At 73.1% G+C, this 21,184-nt stretch carries 16 protein-coding genes; 9 read left to right on the forward strand and 7 right to left on the reverse strand.

Annotated features, from left to right (window positions below):
* Positions 1-304 precede the first annotated feature (304 nt).
* Complete coding sequence (locus FJK98_RS04345; protein ID WP_145917869.1) at positions 305-1,981, reverse strand: phospho-sugar mutase; 1,677 nt, start codon at positions 1,979-1,981, stop codon at positions 305-307.
* 91 nt (positions 1,982-2,072) lie between these two features.
* On the reverse strand, positions 2,073-4,253 hold the full coding sequence (locus FJK98_RS04350) for a serine/threonine-protein kinase (RefSeq protein WP_168222609.1): 2,181 nt from the start codon (positions 4,251-4,253) through the stop codon (positions 2,073-2,075).
* A 229-nt stretch (positions 4,254-4,482) separates the two neighbouring features.
* On the opposite strand from FJK98_RS04350, the gene FJK98_RS04355 reads away from it, so the two are divergent.
* Positions 4,483-6,066: a methylmalonyl-CoA mutase gene (locus tag FJK98_RS04355; RefSeq protein ID WP_145917871.1), complete on the forward strand. Its 1,584-nt coding sequence runs from the start codon at positions 4,483-4,485 to the stop codon at positions 6,064-6,066.
* A 699-nt stretch (positions 6,067-6,765) separates the two neighbouring features.
* Positions 6,766-8,028, forward strand: coding sequence for an amidohydrolase (locus tag FJK98_RS04360; protein ID WP_145917872.1), 1,263 nt, complete (start codon positions 6,766-6,768; stop codon positions 8,026-8,028).
* On the opposite strand, the gene FJK98_RS04365 is transcribed toward FJK98_RS04360, so the two are convergent.
* Entirely contained in the window at positions 7,985-8,968 is a 984-nt protein-coding gene (locus FJK98_RS04365; protein WP_168222382.1) for a DUF4349 domain-containing protein, read from the reverse strand. The genes FJK98_RS04360 and FJK98_RS04365 overlap by 44 nt on opposite strands.
* Before the next feature lie 121 nt (positions 8,969-9,089).
* Between FJK98_RS04365 and FJK98_RS04370 the strand changes: the two genes are divergently transcribed.
* From FJK98_RS04370 to FJK98_RS04385, 4 genes are all read left to right on the forward strand, one after another.
* Complete coding sequence (locus tag FJK98_RS04370; protein ID WP_145917873.1) at positions 9,090-9,719, forward strand: MBL fold metallo-hydrolase; 630 nt, start codon at positions 9,090-9,092, stop codon at positions 9,717-9,719.
* A 3-nt stretch (positions 9,720-9,722) separates the two neighbouring features.
* On the forward strand, positions 9,723-10,673 hold the full coding sequence (locus FJK98_RS04375; protein WP_145917874.1) for a hypothetical protein: 951 nt from the start codon (positions 9,723-9,725) through the stop codon (positions 10,671-10,673).
* A 31-nt stretch (positions 10,674-10,704) separates the two neighbouring features.
* Positions 10,705-11,454 (forward strand): hypothetical protein, encoded by a 750-nt coding sequence (locus tag FJK98_RS04380; RefSeq protein ID WP_145917875.1) that lies wholly within the window; start codon positions 10,705-10,707, stop codon positions 11,452-11,454.
* 133 nt (positions 11,455-11,587) lie between these two features.
* On the forward strand, positions 11,588-12,544 hold the full coding sequence (locus FJK98_RS04385; RefSeq protein WP_145917876.1) for a GNAT family N-acetyltransferase: 957 nt from the start codon (positions 11,588-11,590) through the stop codon (positions 12,542-12,544).
* A 140-nt stretch (positions 12,545-12,684) separates the two neighbouring features.
* On the opposite strand, the gene FJK98_RS04390 is transcribed toward FJK98_RS04385, so the two are convergent.
* Complete coding sequence (locus FJK98_RS04390; RefSeq protein WP_145917877.1) at positions 12,685-13,140, reverse strand: gamma-glutamylcyclotransferase; 456 nt, start codon at positions 13,138-13,140, stop codon at positions 12,685-12,687.
* Between the two features lie 106 nt (positions 13,141-13,246).
* On the opposite strand from FJK98_RS04390, the gene FJK98_RS04395 reads away from it, so the two are divergent.
* From FJK98_RS04395 to thrS, 3 genes are all read left to right on the forward strand, one after another.
* Positions 13,247-14,650, forward strand: a complete 1,404-nt coding sequence (locus FJK98_RS04395) for an NAD(P)H-quinone dehydrogenase (protein WP_145917878.1) — start codon at positions 13,247-13,249, stop codon at positions 14,648-14,650.
* Positions 14,651-15,147: 497 nt separating this feature from the next.
* Positions 15,148-15,426, forward strand: a complete 279-nt coding sequence (locus FJK98_RS04400) for an excalibur calcium-binding domain-containing protein (RefSeq protein ID WP_145917879.1) — start codon at positions 15,148-15,150, stop codon at positions 15,424-15,426.
* 195 nt (positions 15,427-15,621) lie between these two features.
* Positions 15,622-16,836 (forward strand): threonine--tRNA ligase, encoded by a 1,215-nt coding sequence (gene thrS / locus FJK98_RS04405; RefSeq protein ID WP_145917880.1) that lies wholly within the window; start codon positions 15,622-15,624, stop codon positions 16,834-16,836.
* A 50-nt stretch (positions 16,837-16,886) separates the two neighbouring features.
* On the opposite strand, the gene FJK98_RS04410 is transcribed toward thrS, so the two are convergent.
* Genes FJK98_RS04410 through FJK98_RS04420 form a run of 3 tightly spaced genes read right to left on the reverse strand, consistent with a single transcriptional unit; the run spans position 16,887 to position 21,162 of the window.
* Positions 16,887-18,905, reverse strand: coding sequence for an ABC transporter ATP-binding protein (locus FJK98_RS04410; protein ID WP_145917881.1), 2,019 nt, complete (start codon positions 18,903-18,905; stop codon positions 16,887-16,889).
* A complete protein-coding gene (locus tag FJK98_RS04415) occupies positions 18,902-20,635 on the reverse strand; it encodes an ABC transporter ATP-binding protein (RefSeq protein WP_145917882.1) in 1,734 nt (577 codons plus the stop codon). Before FJK98_RS04415 ends, FJK98_RS04410 begins: the two co-directional genes overlap by 4 nt.
* Positions 20,629-21,162: a MarR family winged helix-turn-helix transcriptional regulator gene (locus FJK98_RS04420; protein ID WP_145917883.1), complete on the reverse strand. Its 534-nt coding sequence runs from the start codon at positions 21,160-21,162 to the stop codon at positions 20,629-20,631. The genes FJK98_RS04415 and FJK98_RS04420 overlap by 7 nt, the downstream gene beginning before the upstream one ends.
* Between the last annotated feature and the right edge of the window lie 22 nt (positions 21,163-21,184).

Genomic DNA, 21,184 nt, shown 5'->3' on the forward strand with positions numbered 1-21,184 from the left:
ACTCGGGTCGTGCGCGGAATTCGGGGGAGAGTTGCGCCGTGTCACCGATATAGCGGCATCCCCAGGCGCGGATACCGCTATATCGACCACATCGAGTTGATCGTGCGGCAGGCTGCGCCGCGTCCCGGCCGAGAACGCCCTATCCCGGTCGGCCCGATTCGGCCAATTCGGCGGGTGACGCCGCACGCTGTCGCCGATATAGCGGTATCCACCCCGTTCGGATACCGCTATATCGGCCACGTTGAGTTGATCATGCGCTGGCCGCGCGGCGAACCGTGCGGCAGGAGACGCGGCAGGGGCGGGGTCAGATGCCGAGAGCGGTGGCGACCTCGGCGCGCAGCGTGGCGAGCGCCGCCGCCGCCCGGGTCCGGGCCGCCGGCACGTCCCCCTCCGCGACCGGCTCCACCACTTCCAGGTACGCCTTGAGCTTCGGCTCGGTGCCCGAGGGACGGATCACCACCCGGGCGGCGGCGGTACGCAGGATCACCACGTCGGCGGCGGGCAGCAGATCCCGCGCTTCGGTGACCGGCGCACCGAGCAGCGTGGTCGGGGTGGCCGCCCGGACCCGGGCCATCGCGTCGGCGATGATCCGCAGGTCGTCCACCCGGACCGACAACTGGTCGGTGTGGTGCACGCCGAACTCGGCGGCCAGCTCGTCCAGCCGGTCGGTCAGGGTGCGCCCCTGCGCCTTCAGCCCGGCGGCCAGCTCGGCGACGGTCAGCGCGGCGGTGATGCCGTCCTTGTCGCGTACGTGGTCGGGGGCCACGCAGTAGCCGAGCGCCTCCTCGTAGCCGTACGCCAGCGGCGGCGTCCCACCCCCGGCCCGGACGATCCACTTGAACCCGGTCAACGTCTCGTCGTACGCCCGGCCCCGGGCCGTACACATCGCCCGGAGCAGGGACGACGACACGATCGTGGTCGCGTACAGGCCGTCGACGCCGCGCCGCATCAGGTGGTCGGCGAGCAGCACCCCCACCTCGTCCCCGCGCAGCATCCGCCACCCCGTCCCGGTGCCGGCCGGCTCGCGGACCACCACCGCGCAGCGGTCGGCGTCCGGGTCGTTGGCGATCGCCAGGTCGGCGTCGGTGGCGTCGGCGAGGGCGACCAACCGGTCCACCGCGCCGGGCTCCTCCGGGTTGGGGAAGCTGACGGTGGGGAAGGCCGGGTCCGGCTCCGCCTGATCAGGCACCACCCCCGGGGTCGGGAAACCCGCCCGGGCGAAGGCCGCCGTCAGCACCGCCGCCCCCACCCCGTGCAGCGGGGTGTACGCGACCCGGAGGTCACGCGGCCCACCCGGGGCGATCACCGCGACGGCCCGCTCCACGTACGCGGCGACCAGGTCGTCGCCGAGCACCTGGCCGGGCGGGCCCAGCGGCACCTGGGCCAGCGGGCCGACCGCCCGGATGGCCGCCTCGATGCCGGCGTCGGCCGGCGGCACGATCTGCGCCCCCGCGCCGAGCGCCCCACCGAGCTGGGCACCCAGGTAGACCTTGTAGCCGTTGTCCTGCGGCGGGTTGTGGCTGGCCGTGACCATCACCCCGGCCACCCCGCCCAGCTTGCGCACCGCGAAGGCCAGCACGGGGGTGGGCAGCGGCCGGGGCAGCAGCAGCGCCGGCCGGCCCGCGCCGGTGGCGACCCGGGCGGTGCGCTCGGCGAACTCCCGGGAACCGTGCCGGGCGTCGTACCCGATGACCAGCGGACCGTCGCCGCCCTCGGCGGCGAGCCAGCCGACCAGCCCGGCCGCCGCCCGGGTGACCACCGCGAGGTTCATGCCGTTCGGCCCGGCGCGCAGCGGGCCGCGCAGCCCGGCCGTGCCGAAGGTCAACGGGCCGGCGAACCGGTCGGCCAGCTCCGGCGCGCTGGCCGGCAGCCGGTCGAGCACGGCCCGCAGCTCGTCCCGGCTGGCCGGGTCGGGGTCGTCGTCGAGCCAGCGTCGGGCCTGGTCGCGCATCCGGTCGAGGTCAGTGCTTTCCGCCGCCATGCCCCTTGATAGCACGGCGGCGGATCACCACGTCCGGTCGACCCGGATCACCCCGCCGGGCGGGCCGGACCGGCCCGCCGCGCGAGCCGGCTCAGCTCGCCCCGGTGAGCTGGAACGACTTGACCATCTCGTCAAAGATCGGCTTGCTCTCGGCGAACTTGGCGTCGTTGGCGGTGAGATAGAACGAGTAGACCTTCCCCTCGTGCACCACCCCACGCCACACCCCGTGCCGCTTGTCGCCGCCCTCGCCGCAGGTGTACTCGAACTCGGCGGCCGACTTGCCCGCCAGGTCCTTCTCGCCCATCGCCAACTGCTCGTAGGGCTTGGCGCAGGAACTCGTCCGCTTGCGGAGTCCGTCCGCCGCCACCTCGACCCAGCGGCTCGATGAGCCGCCGAACTTCTCGGTGAGGATGCGTACCTTGCGGCCCTTGTCCTGAGGGTCGACGTAGTCGATGTAGACCCCGCCGGTCGCCCGCTGCCAGCCCTTCGGCACGTTCACCCGGATGCCCCGGGCGCTGTGCTCCTGCATCGGCGGCAGCGCACCGCCATCGGCGGCGGGGGCGCTCGGGCCGGCCTGCGGGGGCGGGGTCGGCTCCGGATCGCCGCCGCTGAACAGCGCCACCGCGCCGATCAGCAGCACCACGGCCACGCCGCCGGCCGCCGCGAGCTGGAGCTTGCGCGGCCAGCCCTTCACCGTGCCGACCAGACGACCGCCGGCACCCTTCGCCCGGCCGAGCGGGCCACCGTCGGCCCCGCCCGGCGGCGGGGGCGGCGACGTCCACGACTGGCCGGTGCCGGGGATGGACCACTGCCCGCCGTACACCGCCTGGGTCGGCTCGGCGTTGCCGCCGTAGATGGCCTGGGTCGGCTCCGCCGTCCCGTAACCGGACCGGCCTGCGTCCGCCCCGATGCGCTGGGTGGCGTCCGGGTGGCCGCCGATGCGCTGGGTGGCGTCGGCGGTGCCGCCACCGATGCGCTGGGTGGCCTCCGGGGTGCCCGGGGTGATCCGTTGGGTGGCGTCCGGGGTGATCCGCTGGGTGGCCTCGGTCCGGCCGTACGTCCCGGCGGTCGGGCCGGTCGGCAGCGTGCCGGCCGTGGGCCCGGTCGGTGCCGGCATCGCGCCGGTCGGGGTGTGCAGCGGGCCGGCGAGCGCGTCGGCGCTGGTGTCGTCGAGGGCGGCGGCGGAGGTCACCGCCGGCTTGGGCCGTTCGCCCCGGCGCAGCTTGGCCAGCCGGTCGGTCAGCGACTCACCGGCGGCCAGCATCGCCCGGCCGCCGATCTGCCCGCTCGGCTTCGGCTCGGCCGGCGGCGCGGCGATGGCCGGCGGCCCCGACGGGCGCTGCACCGGCACCACCGAGTACGGGTCGGTGATCGAGTTGACCGCCGTCGCGGTGCTGGTCAGCGGGCCGGCGAGCAGTTCACGCAGCATCGCCCGCGCGGTGTGCACGTCGAGCCGGCGGGCCGGGTCCTTCTCCAGCAGGCCCATCAGCACCCGGGTCAGCGGGCCGCTGCGCTGCGGGGTGGCCGGCGGGTCCTCGACGACCGCGTGCATGGTCTCGATCGGGTCGCCCTTGTCGAACGGGGGACGCCCCTCGACCGCGGTGTAGAGGGTCACGCCGAGCGAGAACAGGTCGCTGGGCGGGCCGAAATCCTGCCCCATGGCGCGCTCGGGGGAGATGAAGTGCGGCGAGCCCAGCACCATCCCGGGGGTGGTGAGCTGGACGTCGGTGGGCATCCGGGCCACCCCGAAGTCGGTGAGCACGCAGCGGCCGTCGGTGCAGATCAGCACGTTCGCCGGCTTGACGTCGCGGTGCAGCACCCCGTTGGCGTGCGCCACCTCCAGCGCGCCGAGCAGCGCGATGCCGATCTTGGCGACCGCGCGGCCGGCCACCGGGCCGTCCTCGATCACCATGTCGGCGAGGCTGCGGGCGTCCAGCAGCTCCATCACGATCCACGGCCGGCCACCCTCGGTGACCACGTCGTACACCTGGACCACGGCCGGGTGCTGGATCGCGGCGGCGGCGCGCGCCTCGCGCAGCGTGCGTTCGTACATCGCGTCCCGGTCGCTGGGGGCCAGCCCCGGCGGCAGGACGACCTCCTTGACCGCCACGTCACGTCGCAGCAGGGTGTCTGTCGCGCGCCAGACCGTGCCCATGCCGCCGTTGCCCACCGAGGAGCGCAACTCGTACCGGCCGCCGATGGTGGTGCCGGGTGCTGCGCGTCCGTTGGGAGGACTCACTGGTCCGCCGCTCCACGTCGGGATCTGAGTCACAGGAAAAGCCACCGGGAAAGTCGAGGGGGCTGGGACACAACGTCTCTATCTTGCTGGTTCCGACGCCCGATGCGAAACCCGACGCGGCGGACCTTTGTGCTATCCGACCGTACCCACCGCCGGGCCGAACGGTGTGTACCTGGCCGTTCACCTCCCGTCGACCGATGCCGAACCGAGATGTGCGCCATCCCTCACCCACCGACGGCCCCGCGCGTCCTACCATCCCTGGATGAGTGAAGCGCGGGCGAGTGAGTCGGGGTTCCCCATCAAGGGTGTGTACACGGCCGCGGACCTCCCCCCGGAGCTGGACTCCCGCCTGGGCGAGCCGGGTCGTTACCCGTACGCCCGGGGGGTCTACCCGACGATGTACACCTCCCGGCCGTGGACCATGCGGCAGTACGCCGGCTTCGGCACCGCCACCGAGTCCAACGCGCGCTACCACCAGCTGCTGAAGGCCGGCACGATGGGCCTGTCGGTCGCCTTCGACCTGCCCACCCAGATGGGGTACGACTCCGACGACGCCATCGCGCACGGCGAGGTGGGCAAGGTCGGGGTGGCGATCGACTCCATCGAGGACATGCGGCTGCTCTTCGACGGCATCCCGCTGGACAAGGTCTCCACCTCGATGACCATCAACGCGCCCGGCTCGGTGCTGCTGCTGCTCTACCAGCTCGTCGCCGAGGAGAACGGCCTGTCCGGCTCGGCGCTCAACGGGACCATCCAGAACGACATCCTCAAGGAGTACATCGCCCGGGGGACGTACATCTTCCCGCCGAAGCCGTCGCTGCGGCTGGTCGCCGACACCTTCGCGTACTGCCGCAAGGAGGTGCCGAAGTGGAACACCATCTCCATCTCCGGCTACCACATGGCGGAGGCCGGTGCGACGCCCGCGCAGGAGATCGCGTTCACCCTGGCCAACGGGGTGGAGTACGTCCGGGCCGCGCTGGCCGCCGGGCTGGCGGTGGACGACTTCGCCCCCCGGCTGTCGTTCTTCTTCGTGGCCCGCACGACCCTGCTGGAGGAGGTCGCGAAGTTCCGGGCCGCCCGGCGGATCTGGGCCCGGCTGCTGCGCGACGACTTCGGCGCGAAGGACCCGAAGTCGATGATGCTGCGGTTCCACACCCAGACGGCGGGGGTGCAGCTCACCGCCCAGCAGCCCGAGGTGAACCTGGTCCGGGTGGCGGTCCAGGGGCTCGCCGCGGTGCTCGGCGGCACCCAGTCGCTGCACACCAACAGCTTCGACGAGGCGATCGCGCTGCCCACCGAGAAGGCCGCCCGGCTGGCGCTGCGTACCCAGCAGGTGCTGGCCTACGAGACGGACCTGACCGCCACCGTCGACCCGTTCGCCGGGTCGTACGTGGTGGAGGCGATGACCGCCGAGATCGAGACGGCGGTCAACGACCTGATGGACCGGGTCTTCGACCACGGTTCGGCGGTGGACGCGATCGAGGCCGGGTTCCAGAAGCGGGAGATCGAGCAGTCGGCGTACCGGTTCGCCCAGCAGATCGACGCGGGGGAGCGGGTGGTGGTGGGGCTGAACCGCTTCCAGATCGACACCGAGGAGCCGTACGAGCCGCTGCGGGTGGACCCGACGATCGAGGCGACCCAGGCGGAGCGGCTGGCCCGGCTGCGGGCCGAGCGGGACGGCGCGGCGGTCGAACGGGCCCTGGCCGAGCTGCGGGCCGCCGCCGAGGGCGACGAGAACGTGCTCTACCCGATGAAGGAGGCGCTGCGGGCCCGCGCCACGGTGGGTGAGGTCTGCGGCACGCTGCGCCAGGTCTGGGGGACGTACCGCCCGAGCGACCGCTTCTGATCTTCGGGCCGACCGCTGCGGTCCCGGTCGGCGCACCGCCCGCGACCCGGCGGGCGGGCCGACCCGCGACGCTGACCCTCACGGCGACCCTCCGTCGCTGATCCGCACGGCGACCTCCGCCGGCAGTCCGTTGCCGGCAGGGGTCGCCGTCGTCGTCCGGTCGGGGCCGCTAGGGGTCGCCAGGCGACGTATGCGGGGCTACCGTCGGTGACAGCCTGGCGGTGGTGTGCCGGTCGGGTCGCCCGGGTGGTGGGCGGCCCGCGTGGCCGGGGCGTGCGGTGCGGGGTTCGTGGGTAAACCCGAGCGGGTGAACGGGACGGACAGCATGTCCGGGCGGGCCCGGAGACGCCGTGTCACCGTCGGAAACCGGTTGATCACCCGGCGGCGTCGGCTAATTGTCGGACCGGCGGCCAACCGGGGCGACCAATGCGACAATTCGGATACGACGGCCCCGGATCGACGCCGATTTCGCGACCGCCCAATCGGTTACGCGTTGTAGGAGGTGGGGGGCAGATGACGGCGTTCGACCGCGATCTACCTGCTGTCCCGCAGATATTCGAGCCCTCCCACCAGGGCTTACGTGACGCTGTGCGCTCTGATCGCTACCGTAACGAGGTTGCGCAGCGTCACCATCGGAGGTCTAGGCTGTCTGCTGTCCTCCCCGAAGATCCATCCATTTCTAGTGATCGAGAATTCGACGTGACGAGTGCGTTGACGCTGCCGAACGGCAGCCAGCTGGCGTCGTCCTGGCCGGAGGCGCCGTCCGGGTCCCAGCCCCTGCCCCACGATCTGGATCACCTGCTCGCGCTGCGGGTACCCGGTCTGATCGCCACCCGCCGCCACCTCCACTCCCACCCGGAACTGTCCGGGGAGGAGTTCGAGACGGCGGCGCTGATCGCCCGGGAACTCACCCTCGCCGGGTTGCACCCCCGACTGCTGCCCAAGGGCAACGGGGTGATCTGCGACATCGACGGGCGGCCGGACGGCCCGGTCGTCGCGCTCCGCGCCGACATCGACGCGTTGCCGCTGACCGACCCCAAGGAGGTCCCCTACCGGTCCACCGTGGAGGGGGTCTGCCACGCCTGCGGCCACGACGTGCACACCGCGGTGCTGCTCGGCGTCGGCATGCTGCTGGCCCAGCTCGCCGACGCCGGCCAGCTCGACGGCCGGGTCCGGCTCATCTTCCAGCCGGCCGAGGAGATCCTGCCCTGCGGCTCGCTGGAGGTCATCGAGGCCGGTGGCCTGGAGGACGTCGTCCAGATCTTCGCCCTGCACTGCGACCCCAACCAGCCGGTGGGGAAGGTGGGGCTGCGGGTCGGTCCGATCACCGCGGCGGCGGACAACGTCACCGTGAAGCTCACCGGGCCCGGCGGGCACACCGCCCGCCCGCACCTGACCGTCGACCTGGTCGACGCGCTCGGCCGCCTGGTCACCGAGGTTCCGGCCCTGGTCAACCGCCGGGTGCCGGCCAACAGCGGGCTGCTGCTGGTGTTCGGCCACGCCTCGGCCGGCACCCGGTACAACGTCATCCCGTCCGAGGCGCGCGCGGCCGGCACCCTGCGGGTGATGGACCGCGACACCTGGGAGCGGGCCCCCCAGATCGTCGCTCAGGTCGTCCGGGACGTCATCGCGCCCACCGGCGCCACCGTCGACCTGGAATACCTGCGGGGCCGGCCGCCGGTCAGCAACGACGCCCGCGCCATCGGCATCCTCACCGCCGCCACCGCCGCCGCGCTCGGCCCGGAGGGGATCGCGGAGACCCCGCAGAGCATGGGCGGCGAGGACTTCTCCTGGTACCTCGAACACGTTCCCGGCGCGCTGGCCCGGCTCGGCGTCGGCCGGGTCGGCGGCCCCACCGTCGACCTGCACCGCGCGTCGTTCGACGTCGACGAGCGGGCCATCCCGGTCGGGGTACGGCTCATGGTGCAGACCGCGTTGCGGGCACTGGCGGCGGTCCGCTAGGCACCGGCGGGTGGCCCCCGCCGCCCGGTCCCACCGGCGGCGCGGGCCGCCGCTGGCGGCGTCGCCGACGCAACAGCACCACGGCCGCCGTCACGGGCACCCCGATGAGCAGCAGCCAGGGCAGCAACGCCCCGAGCACGGTGAGCAGCACGCCCATCGAGGCGAGGAAGACGGTCCAGCCGCCGCGCAGGCCCACCATGAAGCCGGTCCGGTCCTCCTCCTGCCCGTCGTCGGCCGTCGAGGCGTCCCGGCCGACGAAGGTCACCGTGATCGTGGAGAGCGCGGTCAGGTCGGCCAGCCGACGCTTCTTCGCCTCCAGCGAGGCCAGATCCGCCTCCCGGCGGCTCACCTCGTTCTCCAGCGAGACCAGCTCGGGCACCGTGTCGGCCCGCGCCAGCAGCCGGCGGGCGCTGTCCACCCGGGCCCGCTGGGTGGTGATCCGGGCGTCCAGGTCGACGGTCTCCTCGGTGACGTCCTGGGTACGGATCTCGCGGCGCTGCTGCCGCCCGTAGGTGGCCAACTCGTCGACGAGCGCGGTGAACTTCGCCGCCGGCACCCGCAGCTCCAGTTCCGCCTGCGCGGACGCCGAGACGCTGCGCCGCTGGTCCCCACCGACGAACCCGCCGGTGGCGGTGACCGCCTCCACCGCCCGCCGGGCCGCCGCCTCCACGTCGTCGACCTGCACCCGCATCGTTCCGGTGTAGATGATCGCCCGCTGGTCGACGCGCAGGTCCGGGGCACCCGTACCGGCCTGTCCCGCCGCCGCGTCCCGGTCCGGTGCCGCGCCGCCCGGCGCCCCCTGCACCGGTGCCTTCTCGGCCGGCGCGGAGCCGGCCGAATCGCTGCCCCGGTCATTCGCCCCGCACCCGGCCAGCAGCAGCGCCGCCAGCCCCATCGCCGCCAGGGCCCGCGCCCCGGTTCTCGCCGTCCTCAGTGTCATCCCCGCTCCCGTCGTCGTCCGTCCCCCGGTTCCGGGGCGATAGCTCGGACGCGGCGCGCAGCCGCCCCGGTTCCGGCAGACTGCGCTGAGGACATCACGATTCGATATTCGAGGAGTCACGATGCGGCTCACCAAGTACACGCACTCCTGCCTCCGCATCGAACGCGACGGGGCGGTGCTGGTCGTCGACCCCGGCGTGTTCAGCGAGGCGGCGGCGCTGGACGGGGCGGACGCGGTGCTGGTCACCCACGAACATCCCGACCACCTCGACGTGGCCGCGCTCACCCGGCGACTGGACCGGCAACCACTCCCGGTGTACGGGCCGGCCGCGCTCGGCGCGGTGCTCGGCGACGCGGCGCAGGCGCTCACCCCGGTCGCCCCGGGCGACACGTTCACCGCCGCCGGCATCCCGGTCCGCGCCGTCGGCGGCCGGCACGCCGTCATCCACCCCGACATCCCGGTGGTGGAGAACGTCGGCTACCTGTTCGACGACACGGTCTACCACCCCGGCGACGCGCTGCACGTCCCCACCGACGTCGAGGTGCAGACGCTCTTCGCCCCGATCCACGCGCCCTGGTCGAAGTTCTCCGAGGTGGTCGACTTCATCCGGGCGGTCGCCCCACGCCGGGCGTACGCCCTGCACGACGCGCTGCTCAACGGCAACGGCTACGGCGTGCTCGACCGGCAGTACACGGCGCTGTCCCGCACCGACTACCAGCGGCTGGAGCCGGGCAGCCGGATCGACGCCTGAACCGTGGCCGTCGACGAGTCCGAGCTGGCCCGGCAGCTCTACCGCACCCCGCCCGACCGGTTCGTCGCCGCCCGGGACGCCGCCGTCGCCGACGCCCGCCGGGCCGGTGACCCGGCCACCGCCCGGCGGATCGCCGGCTGGAAACGGCCCACGGTGGCGGCCTGGCTGGTGAACCTGCTCACCCTGGACCGTCCCGAGCTGGTCGCCGACCTGGGGCCGCTGGCCGAGGCGCTGCGCACCGCCCAGCGCGACCTCAAGGGCCCCCGGCTGCGGGAACTCTCCGCCCAACGGCGGGAACTGGTCGCCGCCCTGGTCACCGAGGTACGCCGGATCGCCGCCGACCTTCCCGACGCGCCGCCGGCCGCCCGGCTGCCGCTGGCCGAGGTCGAGGCCACCCTGCACGCGGCCCTCGCCGACACCGCGGTCGCCGAGCAGGTCCGCACCGGACGGCTGCTGAAGGCGGTGCACCACTCCGGCTTCGGCGAGGTGCCCCGCCCGCAGCTCCGACTGGTCACCGGCGGTGCGGCGGAGCCCGCCGGTGGCGGGGCGGCGGACGTCGTACCGCAGCGGGAGGCCGACCGGGGCGGAGCGCGCCGGGCCCGGGACGCGCAGGCGGCGGCGCGGGCCGAACGGGCGAAGCGCCGCCGGACCCTGGACCGGGAGCTGGCGGCGGCGCGGGCCGCCCAGCGGCAGGCCGAACGGGAGCTGGACGGCACGACCACGGCCGAGCGGGACAGCGTCGCGGCGCTCGACCGGATCGAGGGTGAACTGGCCGAACTGGAGCGTCGTCGGGCCGTCGCCGAACAGGAGCTGAGCCGGGCCAAACTGGCCCGCCGGGCGGCCGAGCGGACGCTCACCGCGGCCCGCCGCCGCACCGGCGAGGTCGAGGGCGCGATCGAGGCGGTGGACGCCGAGGAGGCGGACCCCACGGCGGGCGGTGAGGAGGCAGACTGAACGCGATGAATGCGTGTTGCGGGCGTGCGGGATGACGCCGGAGCAGGTGGCCGCCGGGAGCAAACCCGCCGTGCTGGAGCTGGGGGAGTTGTTCAGTCGCTGCCCGGGGACCCTGCGTCGGGCCAGGACGATGGGCATCCCGAGCTGGGCTTTCTACGTCACCGGGCGGGCCGGCGCGCTGGGCGACATCCGGGCCGAGACGGTGGCGGCGGCGCTCGGCTTCCTCGCCCCGGAGGCGGTCGCCGACGGATGGGACACCGCCGTCCGGCTGGTCCGGCCGCTGGAGGTGGCCACCGCCCACCTGACCGAGTGCTGCCGGTGGGGTGCCCAGCATCTCGACGACCTGCCCGGCACACCCCGGCTGACCGCCCTGCTGGAACGGGTGGTGGCCGCCGCCGACGCGACGGGCATGCCGCTGTTCGCCGCCTGGCGGGCGATGCCGCTGCCCGCGCACGCCGAGGGCGCCCGGGCCGCCGTGGCGCTCCTGCTGCTGCGGGAACACTTCACCGGGGCCTACCTGCTCGCCGTGCGGGCCGCCGGGATGACCCCGCTGGAGGCGGTGCTGGCCGGGCCGGAGGGGGAGGCCGGGGCGGCGGCGTGCGGGTGGTCCCCGCCGTATCCGCCGGTCGGGCCGCTGGTGCGGCGTCGGCTCTGGGCCGAGGCGGTGACCGACCGGTTGGCCTCGGCCGGGTTCCGGGCGCTGCGTCCGGCCGAGGGCCGGGAACTGATCGAGTTGCTCACCGACGTGCGGGCCCGGCTCCGCGCCGACGCGGACGGCTGACCCGCCGACCGGGCCCGGTCTGACGCGGCCCCGCCTGTGCGATCAGCCGGCGGCCGGTCCCGGACCGGCGTGACCGGCCGGCGGCCCGGAAAATCGGCGGCGGGGCGGCGGGCGGGCTGCCAGGATCTGCGGCGTGACGCTCCCCGCCGGCTGGACCGCCCGCCGCCCCACCCTCGACGACGTGCCCGCGCTGCTCGCCGTGGTGCACGCCGCCGACACGTTCGCCGTCGGCCACCCCGACTTCGACGCCGACGACGTCCGGGCCGCGCTGACCGCGCCGTTCTTCGACCCGCAGCACGACTCCTGGGTGCTGACCGATCCTGATCAGCGGGTGGTCGGCTGGAGCATGGTCGACAACCCGACCGGGGTGGGCCGCGAGTACGTCGACGTCTTCGTCGACCCGGACCGGGCGACGGCGCTGCGCGCCGTGCTGCTCGACCGGATGCTGCACCGGATCGCCGAGCGCGCCACCGAGCGGGGACGGCCCGCGCTGACCGCCCGCGCCGCCGTCTGCGCGCCGGAGACCCGCTGGGCCGGCGAGCTGACCGCCGCCGGGTTCACCCGGGCCAAACGGTACGTGCGGATGAGCCGGTCGCTGGCCGACCTGCCCGCCGAGCCGCCGCCCCCGCCCGGGGTGACCGTCCGGCCGCTGCGGGCCGGTGACGAGGCCGACCTGCGGCTGTTCCACCACATCCACGACACCGCCTTCCGGGACACCCCGGACTACGAGCCGGCCGGGTTCGAGGGCTGGCGGGACCGGCTCACCGACGGCGGGCGGGTCTGGGACGAGTGGTTCCTCGCCGAGGTCGACGGTGAGCCGGCCGGCGCGCTCAACTCGTCGGACCAGGCGCTGGAGCAGGATTCGGGCTGGGTGCGCACGCTGTCGGTGCTGCCCGCGTACCGGCGGCGCGGGGTGGGGGCGGCGCTGCTGCGGCGGGCGTTCACGGTCTACGCGGCCAAGGGCCGGGGCCACGCCGGGCTCGGCTTCGACCTGGCCAACCCGACCACCCCGGTCACCCTCTACCGCGCGGTCGGGCTGCACGAGACCCGCTGGATCGACCTGTACGAGCGGAGCGTGCCCGCCGCCTGAGCGTGCCCGCCGCCTGAGCGGGCCGGCCCCGGTGCGGGCCCGCTGCCGCCGGCCGGCCCGGTGTGGGCCGGGTGACGCCCGGCGGGGTCGCCGTCGGTTGGCCCCGCTGCCGGGAGCACACTGGACGGGTGCGATACGCGTTACGCCGAGGCGGTGCCGGTGGGGCGGGACCGCAGCTCGGAGACGTAGTCGTCGGGCGCGCCCGCCTTCTCGGCGGCGTTGGCGATCTCCGACAGGTACCAGGCGGTCGGCAGGCCACCCTCGTAGCCGTCGAAGACGTACACCCAGGCGGTCACGTCCCCGTCCAGCGTCGAGATCCGCACGGTGAGCTTGCGGTACGTGCCGGCGGTGACGCCCTCCAACTCGTCGAGCTGGGCGGCGTCGTACGGGTCGATGTCGTACAGCGCCACGAAGACCCGGTCGCCCGGGGACTCGACCACGGTGCTGACGGAACCCTCCCAGCCGATCACGTCCTCACCGGCGAAGGTCAGCCGCCACCCCTCCAGCCAGCCGACGCCCACCATGGGCGAATGCGGGCAGTAGGCCCGCATCCGGGCGGGGTCCAGGTTTGAGCCGTAGGCCGCGTAGTGACGCACGGCGATGACGATAGCCCGGCGGACGGGTGGGGGAGAATACGACAGTGCGTGTCGGACGGGTTCGGGAGAAGAAAGTCACTGTGAGCACCGAGGAAGGGCGAGGGCTGTGAGCCACATCGTGATCATCGGCGGGGGGCCGGCCGGCTACGAGGCGGCCCTGGTCGCCGCCCAGCTGGACGCCGACGTCACCGTGGTGGAGGCCGAGGGCGCCGGAGGCGCCTGCGTGCTCTCCGACTGCGTCCCGTCGAAGACCTTCATCGCCAGCTCGGAGGTGGTGACCGGCTACCGGGACACCGAGGAGTTCGGCATCCACTCCGACGGTCTGGAGGCGGTCACGGTCGACGCGCGGGCCGTGCACGAGCGGGTGAAGCGGCTCGCCCTGGCCCAGTCCGCCGACATCCACACCAAGCTGATCAAGGCCGGCGTGACCTTCGTCGCGGGCACCGCCCGGATCGGTGAGGATACTCTCGGTCACACCCACCGGGTCGTGGTCACCCCCGCCGACGGTGGCGGGGAGTACACGATCGACGCCTCCACCGTGCTGATCGCCACCGGCGCCACCCCACGCCAGCTTCCCACCGCGCTGCCCGACGGGGAGCGCATCCTCACCTGGCGGCAGGTGTACGACCTGCCCGAGCTGCCCGCCCACCTGATCGTGGTGGGCTCCGGCGTCACCGGGGCCGAGTTCGCCAGCGCCTACCTGGCGATGGGGGTCGAGGTGACCCTGGTGTCCAGCCGGGACCGGGTGATGCCGCACGAGGACGCCGACGCGGCGATGGCCATCGAGCACGTCTTCCGCAGCCGGGGCATGAGCATCCTCAACAACTCCCGGGCTGATGCGGTCCGACGCGTCGGCGACGGCGTCGAGGTGGTCCTCTCCGACGGTCGGGTGGTGACCGGTTCGCACGCCCTGATCGCCGTCGGCTCGATCCCGAACACCGCCGACCTCGGCCTCGCCGAGTACGGCGTCGAGCTGGCCAAGGGCGGTTACGTCACCGTCGACCGGGTGTCCCGTACCAACGTCCCCGGCATCTACGCCGCCGGCGACTGCACCGGGGTCCTGCCGCTGGCCAGCGTCGCCGCCATGCAGGGCCGGATCGCGATGTGGCACGCCCTCGGCGAGGCGGTCCGGCCGTTGCGGCTGCGTACCGTCGCCGCGAACGTGTTCACCGACCCGGAACTGGCCACCGTCGGCGTCTCCCAGGACGAGGCGGACGCCGGCCGGACCCTGGCCCGGCAGGTGATGCTGCCGCTGACCGGCAACGCCCGCGCCAAGATGGACGACCTGGCCGACGGGTTCGTCAAGCTGTTCTGCCGCCCGTCCACCGGGCAGGTGGTCGGCGGGGTGGTGGTGGCGCCCAAGGCCAGTGAGCTGATCCTGCCGATCACGATGGCGATCGAGAACAACCTCACCGTCAACGAACTGGCCCAGACCATCACCATCTATCCGAGCCTGTCCGGTTCGATCACCGAGGCCGCCCGCCAGCTCATGCTCCACGAACTCGAATGACCCCCTGACCCGGGTCGGGCGCCGGTCGTGGCGCACGTGGGCCGATGTAGCGGTATCGGAATGGCGGGATGCCGCTACATCGGTGACCACGGCCACCGTCGGTGACCGCGTGGCTGCGCGTACCAGGAGTGGTGTGCCGCCTGCCGCACGGCGGGTGCCGCCCAGCGCGGCCGGCGGTAGGGGGTCGGCGAAGCGGAGGGCGTCGGCGTACCGTTGAGTACGCGGCCCCCACACCGTCAGGTCCCCCGTTCCTGACGAGCGGGCCGCCGAGGGTCGCCGGCAGGTCCCGTGCCGGCGACCCTCCCCCTTTTCCGGCACCGCCACCCGCGACGGGTACCACGCGTCACTGCCGGTGCGACGCACCCGAGCCGAAATCGGGGGAGGGATGATCGCCGTTCGGGCACAGCGGTTGTCGGCACGCGGACATCAGGCTTAGCCCACGGGTGCCGCTCGGATAGCGTCCCGGGCCCAACCGACTTTCTTTCGGAGGCTCGCAGATGCTTTCCACGCTGGTGCGGGGCGCGCTCGTCGTGACCCTGGCGCTCGGCAGCACGCTCGTCGTCGTGACCGGCCCGGCCGAGGCGGGGGCGACGAGGTACAAGAACTGCACCGCGCTGAACAAGAAGTACAAGCATGGGGTGGGTAGGAAGGGCGCGAAGGACAAGGTCCGGGGCAGCACCAAGCCCGTCACGAACTTCACCGTGTCCGACGCGGTCTACGCGAAGAACACCCACCTGGACCGGGACAAGGACAAGGTCGCCTGCGAGAAGCGCTGAAAAATGCGGTCGCCCAGGGCGTCGCGGAGGTCGTACGGTGACGACATGCGCAGTGCCGTGGTGACCACGACGCCGGGAGATCCCGGCGTGCCGCACTGACGTCTTCCGTCGACGAGGCCCCGGGCGATCCGCCCGGGGCCTCGTGGCGTTGCGGGCACGGTCGCCTCCGGGTCGTACCCGATCAAGGAGCGCGACATGATCGACCACCGTAGGCTCGGCCGCGAACTGGACCTGTTCGTCTCCGACCCGCTGGCGGGCGCCGGCCTGCCGATCTGGCTGCCGGCCGGCGCGGCGGCCCGGCACGCCGTCGAGGAGTACGTCCGCGAGCTGGAGCGCCGGGCCGGCTACCAGCACGTGTACTCCCCACCGCTGGGCAGGCGCGAGTTGTTCGCGCTGTCCGGGCACCTCGGCCACTTCGCCGACGAGATGTTCCCACCGATGCGGCTGGGCGGCGACGAGTTGATGCTCCGGCCGGCGCTCTGCCCGCACCACGCCCTGGTCTACCGGGCCCGGGGCCGCTCCTACCGGGAGTTGCCGCTACGGGTCGGCGAGCTGGGCGGAATGTACCGGGCGGAGCGGTCCGGGGTGCTCGGCGGGCTGGCCCGGGTACGGGCGATCTCGCTCAACGACGCGCACAACTTCTGCACCCTCGACCAGGTCGGCGACGAGGTCCGGGAGATCCTACGGCTGATCCGCCAGGCGCACGCGGCGCTCGGCGTCCGCCCGGCGGGGTTCCGGTTGTCGCTGCGCGGGCCGGGCGCGAGGTACGTCGGGGACGACGCGTCCTGGGCGCGCGCCGAGGAGCTGCTCCGGGCCGCGCTCGACGGGGTGGACCACGAGGAGGCACCCGGCGAGGGGGCCTTCTACGGTCCGAAGATCGACATCCAGGTGGTCGACCCGGCCGGCCGGGAGTCGACCATCTCCACCGTGCAGCTCGACTTCGACAAACCGGAGAAGTTCGACCTGTCGTACACCGATGCGGCAGGTGCCCGGCAACGGCCGGTGCTGGTGCACCGCAGCCTGGTCGGGAGCATGGAACGGCTGTTCGCCTACCTGATCGAGGCGCACGAGGGTGCCTTCCCGCCCTGGTACGCCCCGGTGCAGCTGCTGCTCCTGCCGGTCGACGCCGGGCAGGCCGACGCGGTGGCCCGGGTGGCCCGGCGGGCGGTCGACGCCGGGCTCCGGGTCGAGGTGGACTCCGCCAGCTCGCTGGGTGCCCGGGTGCGTGACGCGGCCCGCCGCCGGGTGCCGTACGTCGGGGTGGTCGGGGCCCGGGAGGCCGCCGACGACGCGGTGGCCCTGCGGCTGCGCGACGGCCGCAGCCTCGACCCGATGCCGGCGGCGGACGCGGTGCGGCTGATCGGCGCGGTGGTGGCGGCCCGCTCGGCGGAGCTGCTCCCGGCCGGCTGACGGCTCGCACCGGGGGCCGGGGCGTCGTGCCCCGGCCCCCGGTGCGCCGCTCAGCCCCCGACCGGTGCCGGCGCGGCCCCGTCGTCGACCACCGCCGCGGCGAACTGCGCCTGGTAGAGCCGGTGGTACGCGCCCCGCGCGGCGAGCAGTTGCTGGTGGGTGCCCTGCTCGACGATCCGCCCGTTCTCCATCATCAGGATCAGGTGGGCGTCGCGGATCGTGGACAGCCGGTGGGCGATGACGAAGCTGGTCCGGTCCGACCGCAGCGCCGCCATCGCCCGTTGCAGCAGCACCTCGGTACGGGTGTCCACCGAACTGGTCGCCTCGTCCAGGATCAGCAGCGACGGCTCCGCCAGGAACGCCCGCGCGATGGTGATGAGCTGCTTCTCACCGGCGCTGACGTTGCTGCCCTCCTCGTCGATGACGGTGTCGTACCCGTCGGGGAGGCTACGGACGAACCGGTCCACGAAGGTGGCCCGCGCGGCGGCGAGGATCTCCTCCTCGGTGGCGTCCGGCCGGCCGTAGGCGATGTTGTCCCGGATGGTGCCGCCGAACAGCCAGGTGTCCTGGAGCACCATGCCGATCCGGCCGCGCAGGTCGTCGCGGCGCAGCGTGGTGATGTCCACCCCGTCGAGGGTGATCCGCCCGGAGTCCAGCTCGTAGAAGCGCATCACCAGGTTGACCAGGGTGGTCTTGCCGGCGCCGGTCGGGCCGACGATGGCCACGGTGTGACCGGGTTCGGCGACCAGGGACAGGTCGTCGATCAGCGGGGTCTCCGGGTCGTACCGGAAGGAGATGTGCTCGAACTCGACCCGGCCGTGCGGTTCGAGGACCCGGGCCGGGGCGGCCGGGTCGGGGCTCTGCTCGTCGGCGTCGAGCACGGCGAAGACCCGTTCGGCGGAGGCCACCCCGGACTGGAGCAGGTTCGCCATCGAGGCGACCTGGGTCAGCGGCTGGGTGAACTGCCGCGAGTACTGGATGAACGCCTGCACGTCACCGAGGCTCATCGCCCCGGAGGCCACCCGCAGCCCACCGACCACGGCGATCGCCACGTAGCTGAGGTTCCCGACGAACATCATCGCCGGCATGATGATCCCGGAGATGAACTGGGCACCGAAGCTGGCCCGGAACAGTTCCTCGTTCTTGGCGTGGAAGGTGGCCTCCACCTCCGGCGAGCGGCCGAAGACCTTGACCAGCTCGTGACCGGTGAACGCCTCCTCGATCTGGCCGTTCAGCTCACCGGTGTGGGTCCACTGGGCGATGAACTTCTGCTGCGACCGCTTGGCGATCTGCTGCGTCACGATCACCGACAGCGGCACCGCGACCAGCGCGACCAGCGCCAGCAGCGGCGAGATCCAGAACATCATCGCCAGCACGCCGACCACGGTCAGCAGCGAGGTGAGCAGTTGGCTCAGCGTCTGCGACAGGGTCTGCGAGATGTTGTCGATGTCGTTGGTGACCCGGCTGAGCAGCTCACCCCGGGGTTGCTTGTCGAAGTAGGGCAGCGGCAGCCGGTTGAGTTTCTCCTCCACCTCGGCGCGCAGCCGCAGCACGGTGGCCTGCACGACCCCGTTGAGCAGCCAGCCCTGCCACCACATCAGCAGGCTGGCGGCCACGTACAGGCCGAGTGCGAACAGCAGGGTCCGGCCGAGGGCGTCGAAGTCGATGCCCGCCCCGGGGACCACGTCCATCCGGGCGACCATGTCGGCGAGGTTGTCGTTGCCGGCGGCCCGCATCCCGGACACCGCCTGGTCGACGGTGGCGCCGGGGGGAAGCTGCCGGCCGATCACCCCGGCGAAGATGATGTCGGTGGCGTGGCCGAGGATCTTCGGCCCGATCACGCTGAACCCGACACTGGTCACCGCCAGGGCGATGATGCCGCTCAGCGTCACCCGGTGCGGTCGTAGCCGACCGAGCAGCCGGCGGGCCGACGGCCCGAAGTTCATCGACTTCTCCGCCGGCATGCCGGCGTTCATCCAGGGCGGCCCGCCGCTGCGCCGGCCGGCCGCCGGCAGCCGCTTCGGCGTGGTCGTCTCCGGGGCCTTCTTCTGCTCGGGTACGGCGGTCATGCCGGCACCCCCGCCGTCTGCTGCGACGCCACGATCTCGGCGTACGTCGGGCAGGTGTCGAGCAGTTCGTCGTGTCGGCCCATCCCGACCACGCCTCCGTCCTCCAACACGATGATCTGGTCGGCGTCGATGATGGTGGAGACCCGCTGGGCCACGATCACCACGGCCGCGTCGGCGGTGACCGGGCGCAACGCGGCCCGCAACCGGGCGTCGGTGCCCAGGTCGAGCGCCGAGAACGAGTCGTCGAACAGGTAGATCTCCGGCTTACGGACGAGCGCCCGCGCGATGGCGAGGCGTTGCCGCTGCCCGCCGGAGACGTTCGTGCCGCCCTGCGCGATCGCCGCGTCCAGGCCGCCGGGCATCTGGGCCACGAAGTCGCGGGCCTGGGCGACCTCCAACGCCGTCCACAGTTCCTCGTCGGTGGCGTCGGGGTTGCCGTAGCGCAGGTTGCTCGCCACCGTGCCGGTGAACAGGTACGGCTTCTGCGGTACCAGACCGATCCGCCGCCACAGTTCCTCCGGGGCCAGCTCGCGCACGTCGACCCCGTCGACCAGCACCGTGCCGGCGGTCGGGTCGACCAGCCGGGGGATCAGGGTCAGCAGGGTGGTCTTGCCGGCGCCGGTCGAGCCGATCACGGCGGTGGTCCGCCCCGGGGTGGCCCGGAACGAGATGTCGTGCAGCACCGGCGCGCTGGCCCCCGGGTACTGGAAGGCGACGCCGCGCAGTTCCAGCTCCCCGTGGCCGTGGACCCGGGTGACCGGGTTGGCCGACGGGACCACCGAGGACTCGGTGTCCAGCACCTCGGTGACGCGTTCGGCGCAGACCGCCGCACGCGGCACCATCATCAGCATGAAGGTGGCCATCATGACGGCCATCAGGATCTGCATCAGGTACGCCAGGAAGGCGGTCAGCGCGCCGATCTGGATCTGCCCGGAGTCGACCCGTTGGGCGCCGAACCACAGCACGGCGACGCTGGAGACGTTGAGCACCAGCATCACCACCGGGAAGATCAGCGCCATCAGCCGGCCGACCCGCAGGGCGGTGGCGGTCAGGTCGGCGTTGGCCACCCCGAACCGCTGCGTCTCGTACGGCTCGCGGACGAACGCCCGGACCACCCGGATGCCGGTGATCTGCTCGCGGAGCACCCGGTTGACCGTGTCGATGCGGGTCTGCATAAGCCGGAAACCGGGCACCATCTGGCGGATGACCAGGCCGAGCGCGACGGCGAGCACCGGCACGCTGACCAGCATCAGCCAGGACAGGCCGATGTCCTCCCGCAGCGCCATCACCACCCCGCCGACGCTCATGATCGGCGCGGCGACCAGCATGGTGCAGCTCATCAGCACGAGCATCTGCACCTGTTGCACGTCGTTGGTGTTGCGGGTGATCAGCGAGGGCGCGCCGAAGCGGGCCACCTCGCGGGCGGAGAACCGGTTGACCTGCCCGAAGATCGCCGCGCGGACGTCCCGGCCGAAGGCCATCGCGGTCCGCGCGCCGAAGTAGACCGCCGTCACCGCGCAGGCGATCTGGACCAGACTGACCAGCAGCATCCAGCCGCCGGTACGGATGATGTAGTCGGTGTCGCCCCGGGCCACCCCGAGGTCGATGATGTCGGCGTTGAGGCTCGGCAGGTAGAGCGAGGCCATCGTGCCGACGAACTGGAGCAGCACCACCGCGCCCAGCGGCCGGTGGTAGGGCCGCAGGTAGCGGCGCAGCAGGCTGATCAGCACGGACGGCTCCCGGGCCTCGGGTGGTCGGTCGATTCCTGGTCCTGTGTTGTTGTCAACCTCTTGTCCTCCCCGTCGGACATGGTCGTGATGACCTCGATCAGGAAATCCCGGATCACCTCGCGTCGGGCCGGGTCGGCGTCGACGGGGGTGAGCGGGGTGTCGGTGCGCATCCGGTCGACCAGGGAGCGGGTGTGTTCCCGCCCCTTGTCGGTCAGCGCCAGTCGTACGCTGCGCCGGTCGGCGTCGTCGCGGCGACGCTCGACGAAGCCGTCCCGTTCGAGGGTGTCGACGATCCCGGTGAGGGTGGCGGGCCGGACGAAGCAGCGGTCGGCGACGTCCCGGTGGGTGGCGTCGTCGAGGTGGTTCAGGGTGAACAGCACCCGCATCCCGGCCGGGGTCAGGCCGTGGTGTTCGGCCAGGTAACGACCCCAGTGCTGGTCGACGAGGTGGCCGGCGACCGACAGCAGCCGCCCGAGCGGCACGTCACGGAGCACGGCGGGAAAGACGATAAGTGGTTCCCTCTGCACGCTGAGTATGTTAGCCCCCAAA

This window comes from Micromonospora sp. HM134 (assembly GCF_007833915.1).
In the GTDB taxonomy this organism is placed as follows: Bacteria; Actinomycetota; Actinomycetes; order Mycobacteriales; family Micromonosporaceae; genus Micromonospora; species Micromonospora wenchangensis.

Excerpts from the sequence above, each read along its gene's own strand:
- FJK98_RS04345 (WP_145917869.1), bottom strand. The coding sequence starts at position 1,981 with ATGGCGGCGGAAAGCACTGACCTCGACCGGATGCGCGACCAGGCCCGA.
- FJK98_RS04370 (WP_145917873.1), top strand. The coding sequence starts at position 9,090 with ATGCGGCTCACCAAGTACACGCACTCCTGCCTCCGCATCGAACGCGAC.
- FJK98_RS04365 (WP_168222382.1), bottom strand. The coding sequence starts at position 8,968 with ATGACACTGAGGACGGCGAGAACCGGGGCGCGGGCCCTGGCGGCGATG.
- FJK98_RS04380 (WP_145917875.1), top strand. The coding sequence starts at position 10,705 with ATGACGCCGGAGCAGGTGGCCGCCGGGAGCAAACCCGCCGTGCTGGAG.
- thrS (WP_145917880.1), top strand. The coding sequence starts at position 15,622 with ATGATCGACCACCGTAGGCTCGGCCGCGAACTGGACCTGTTCGTCTCC.
- FJK98_RS04355 (WP_145917871.1), top strand. The coding sequence starts at position 4,483 with ATGAGTGAAGCGCGGGCGAGTGAGTCGGGGTTCCCCATCAAGGGTGTG.
- FJK98_RS04410 (WP_145917881.1), bottom strand. The coding sequence starts at position 18,905 with ATGACCGCCGTACCCGAGCAGAAGAAGGCCCCGGAGACGACCACGCCG.
- FJK98_RS04400 (WP_145917879.1), top strand. The coding sequence starts at position 15,148 with ATGCTTTCCACGCTGGTGCGGGGCGCGCTCGTCGTGACCCTGGCGCTC.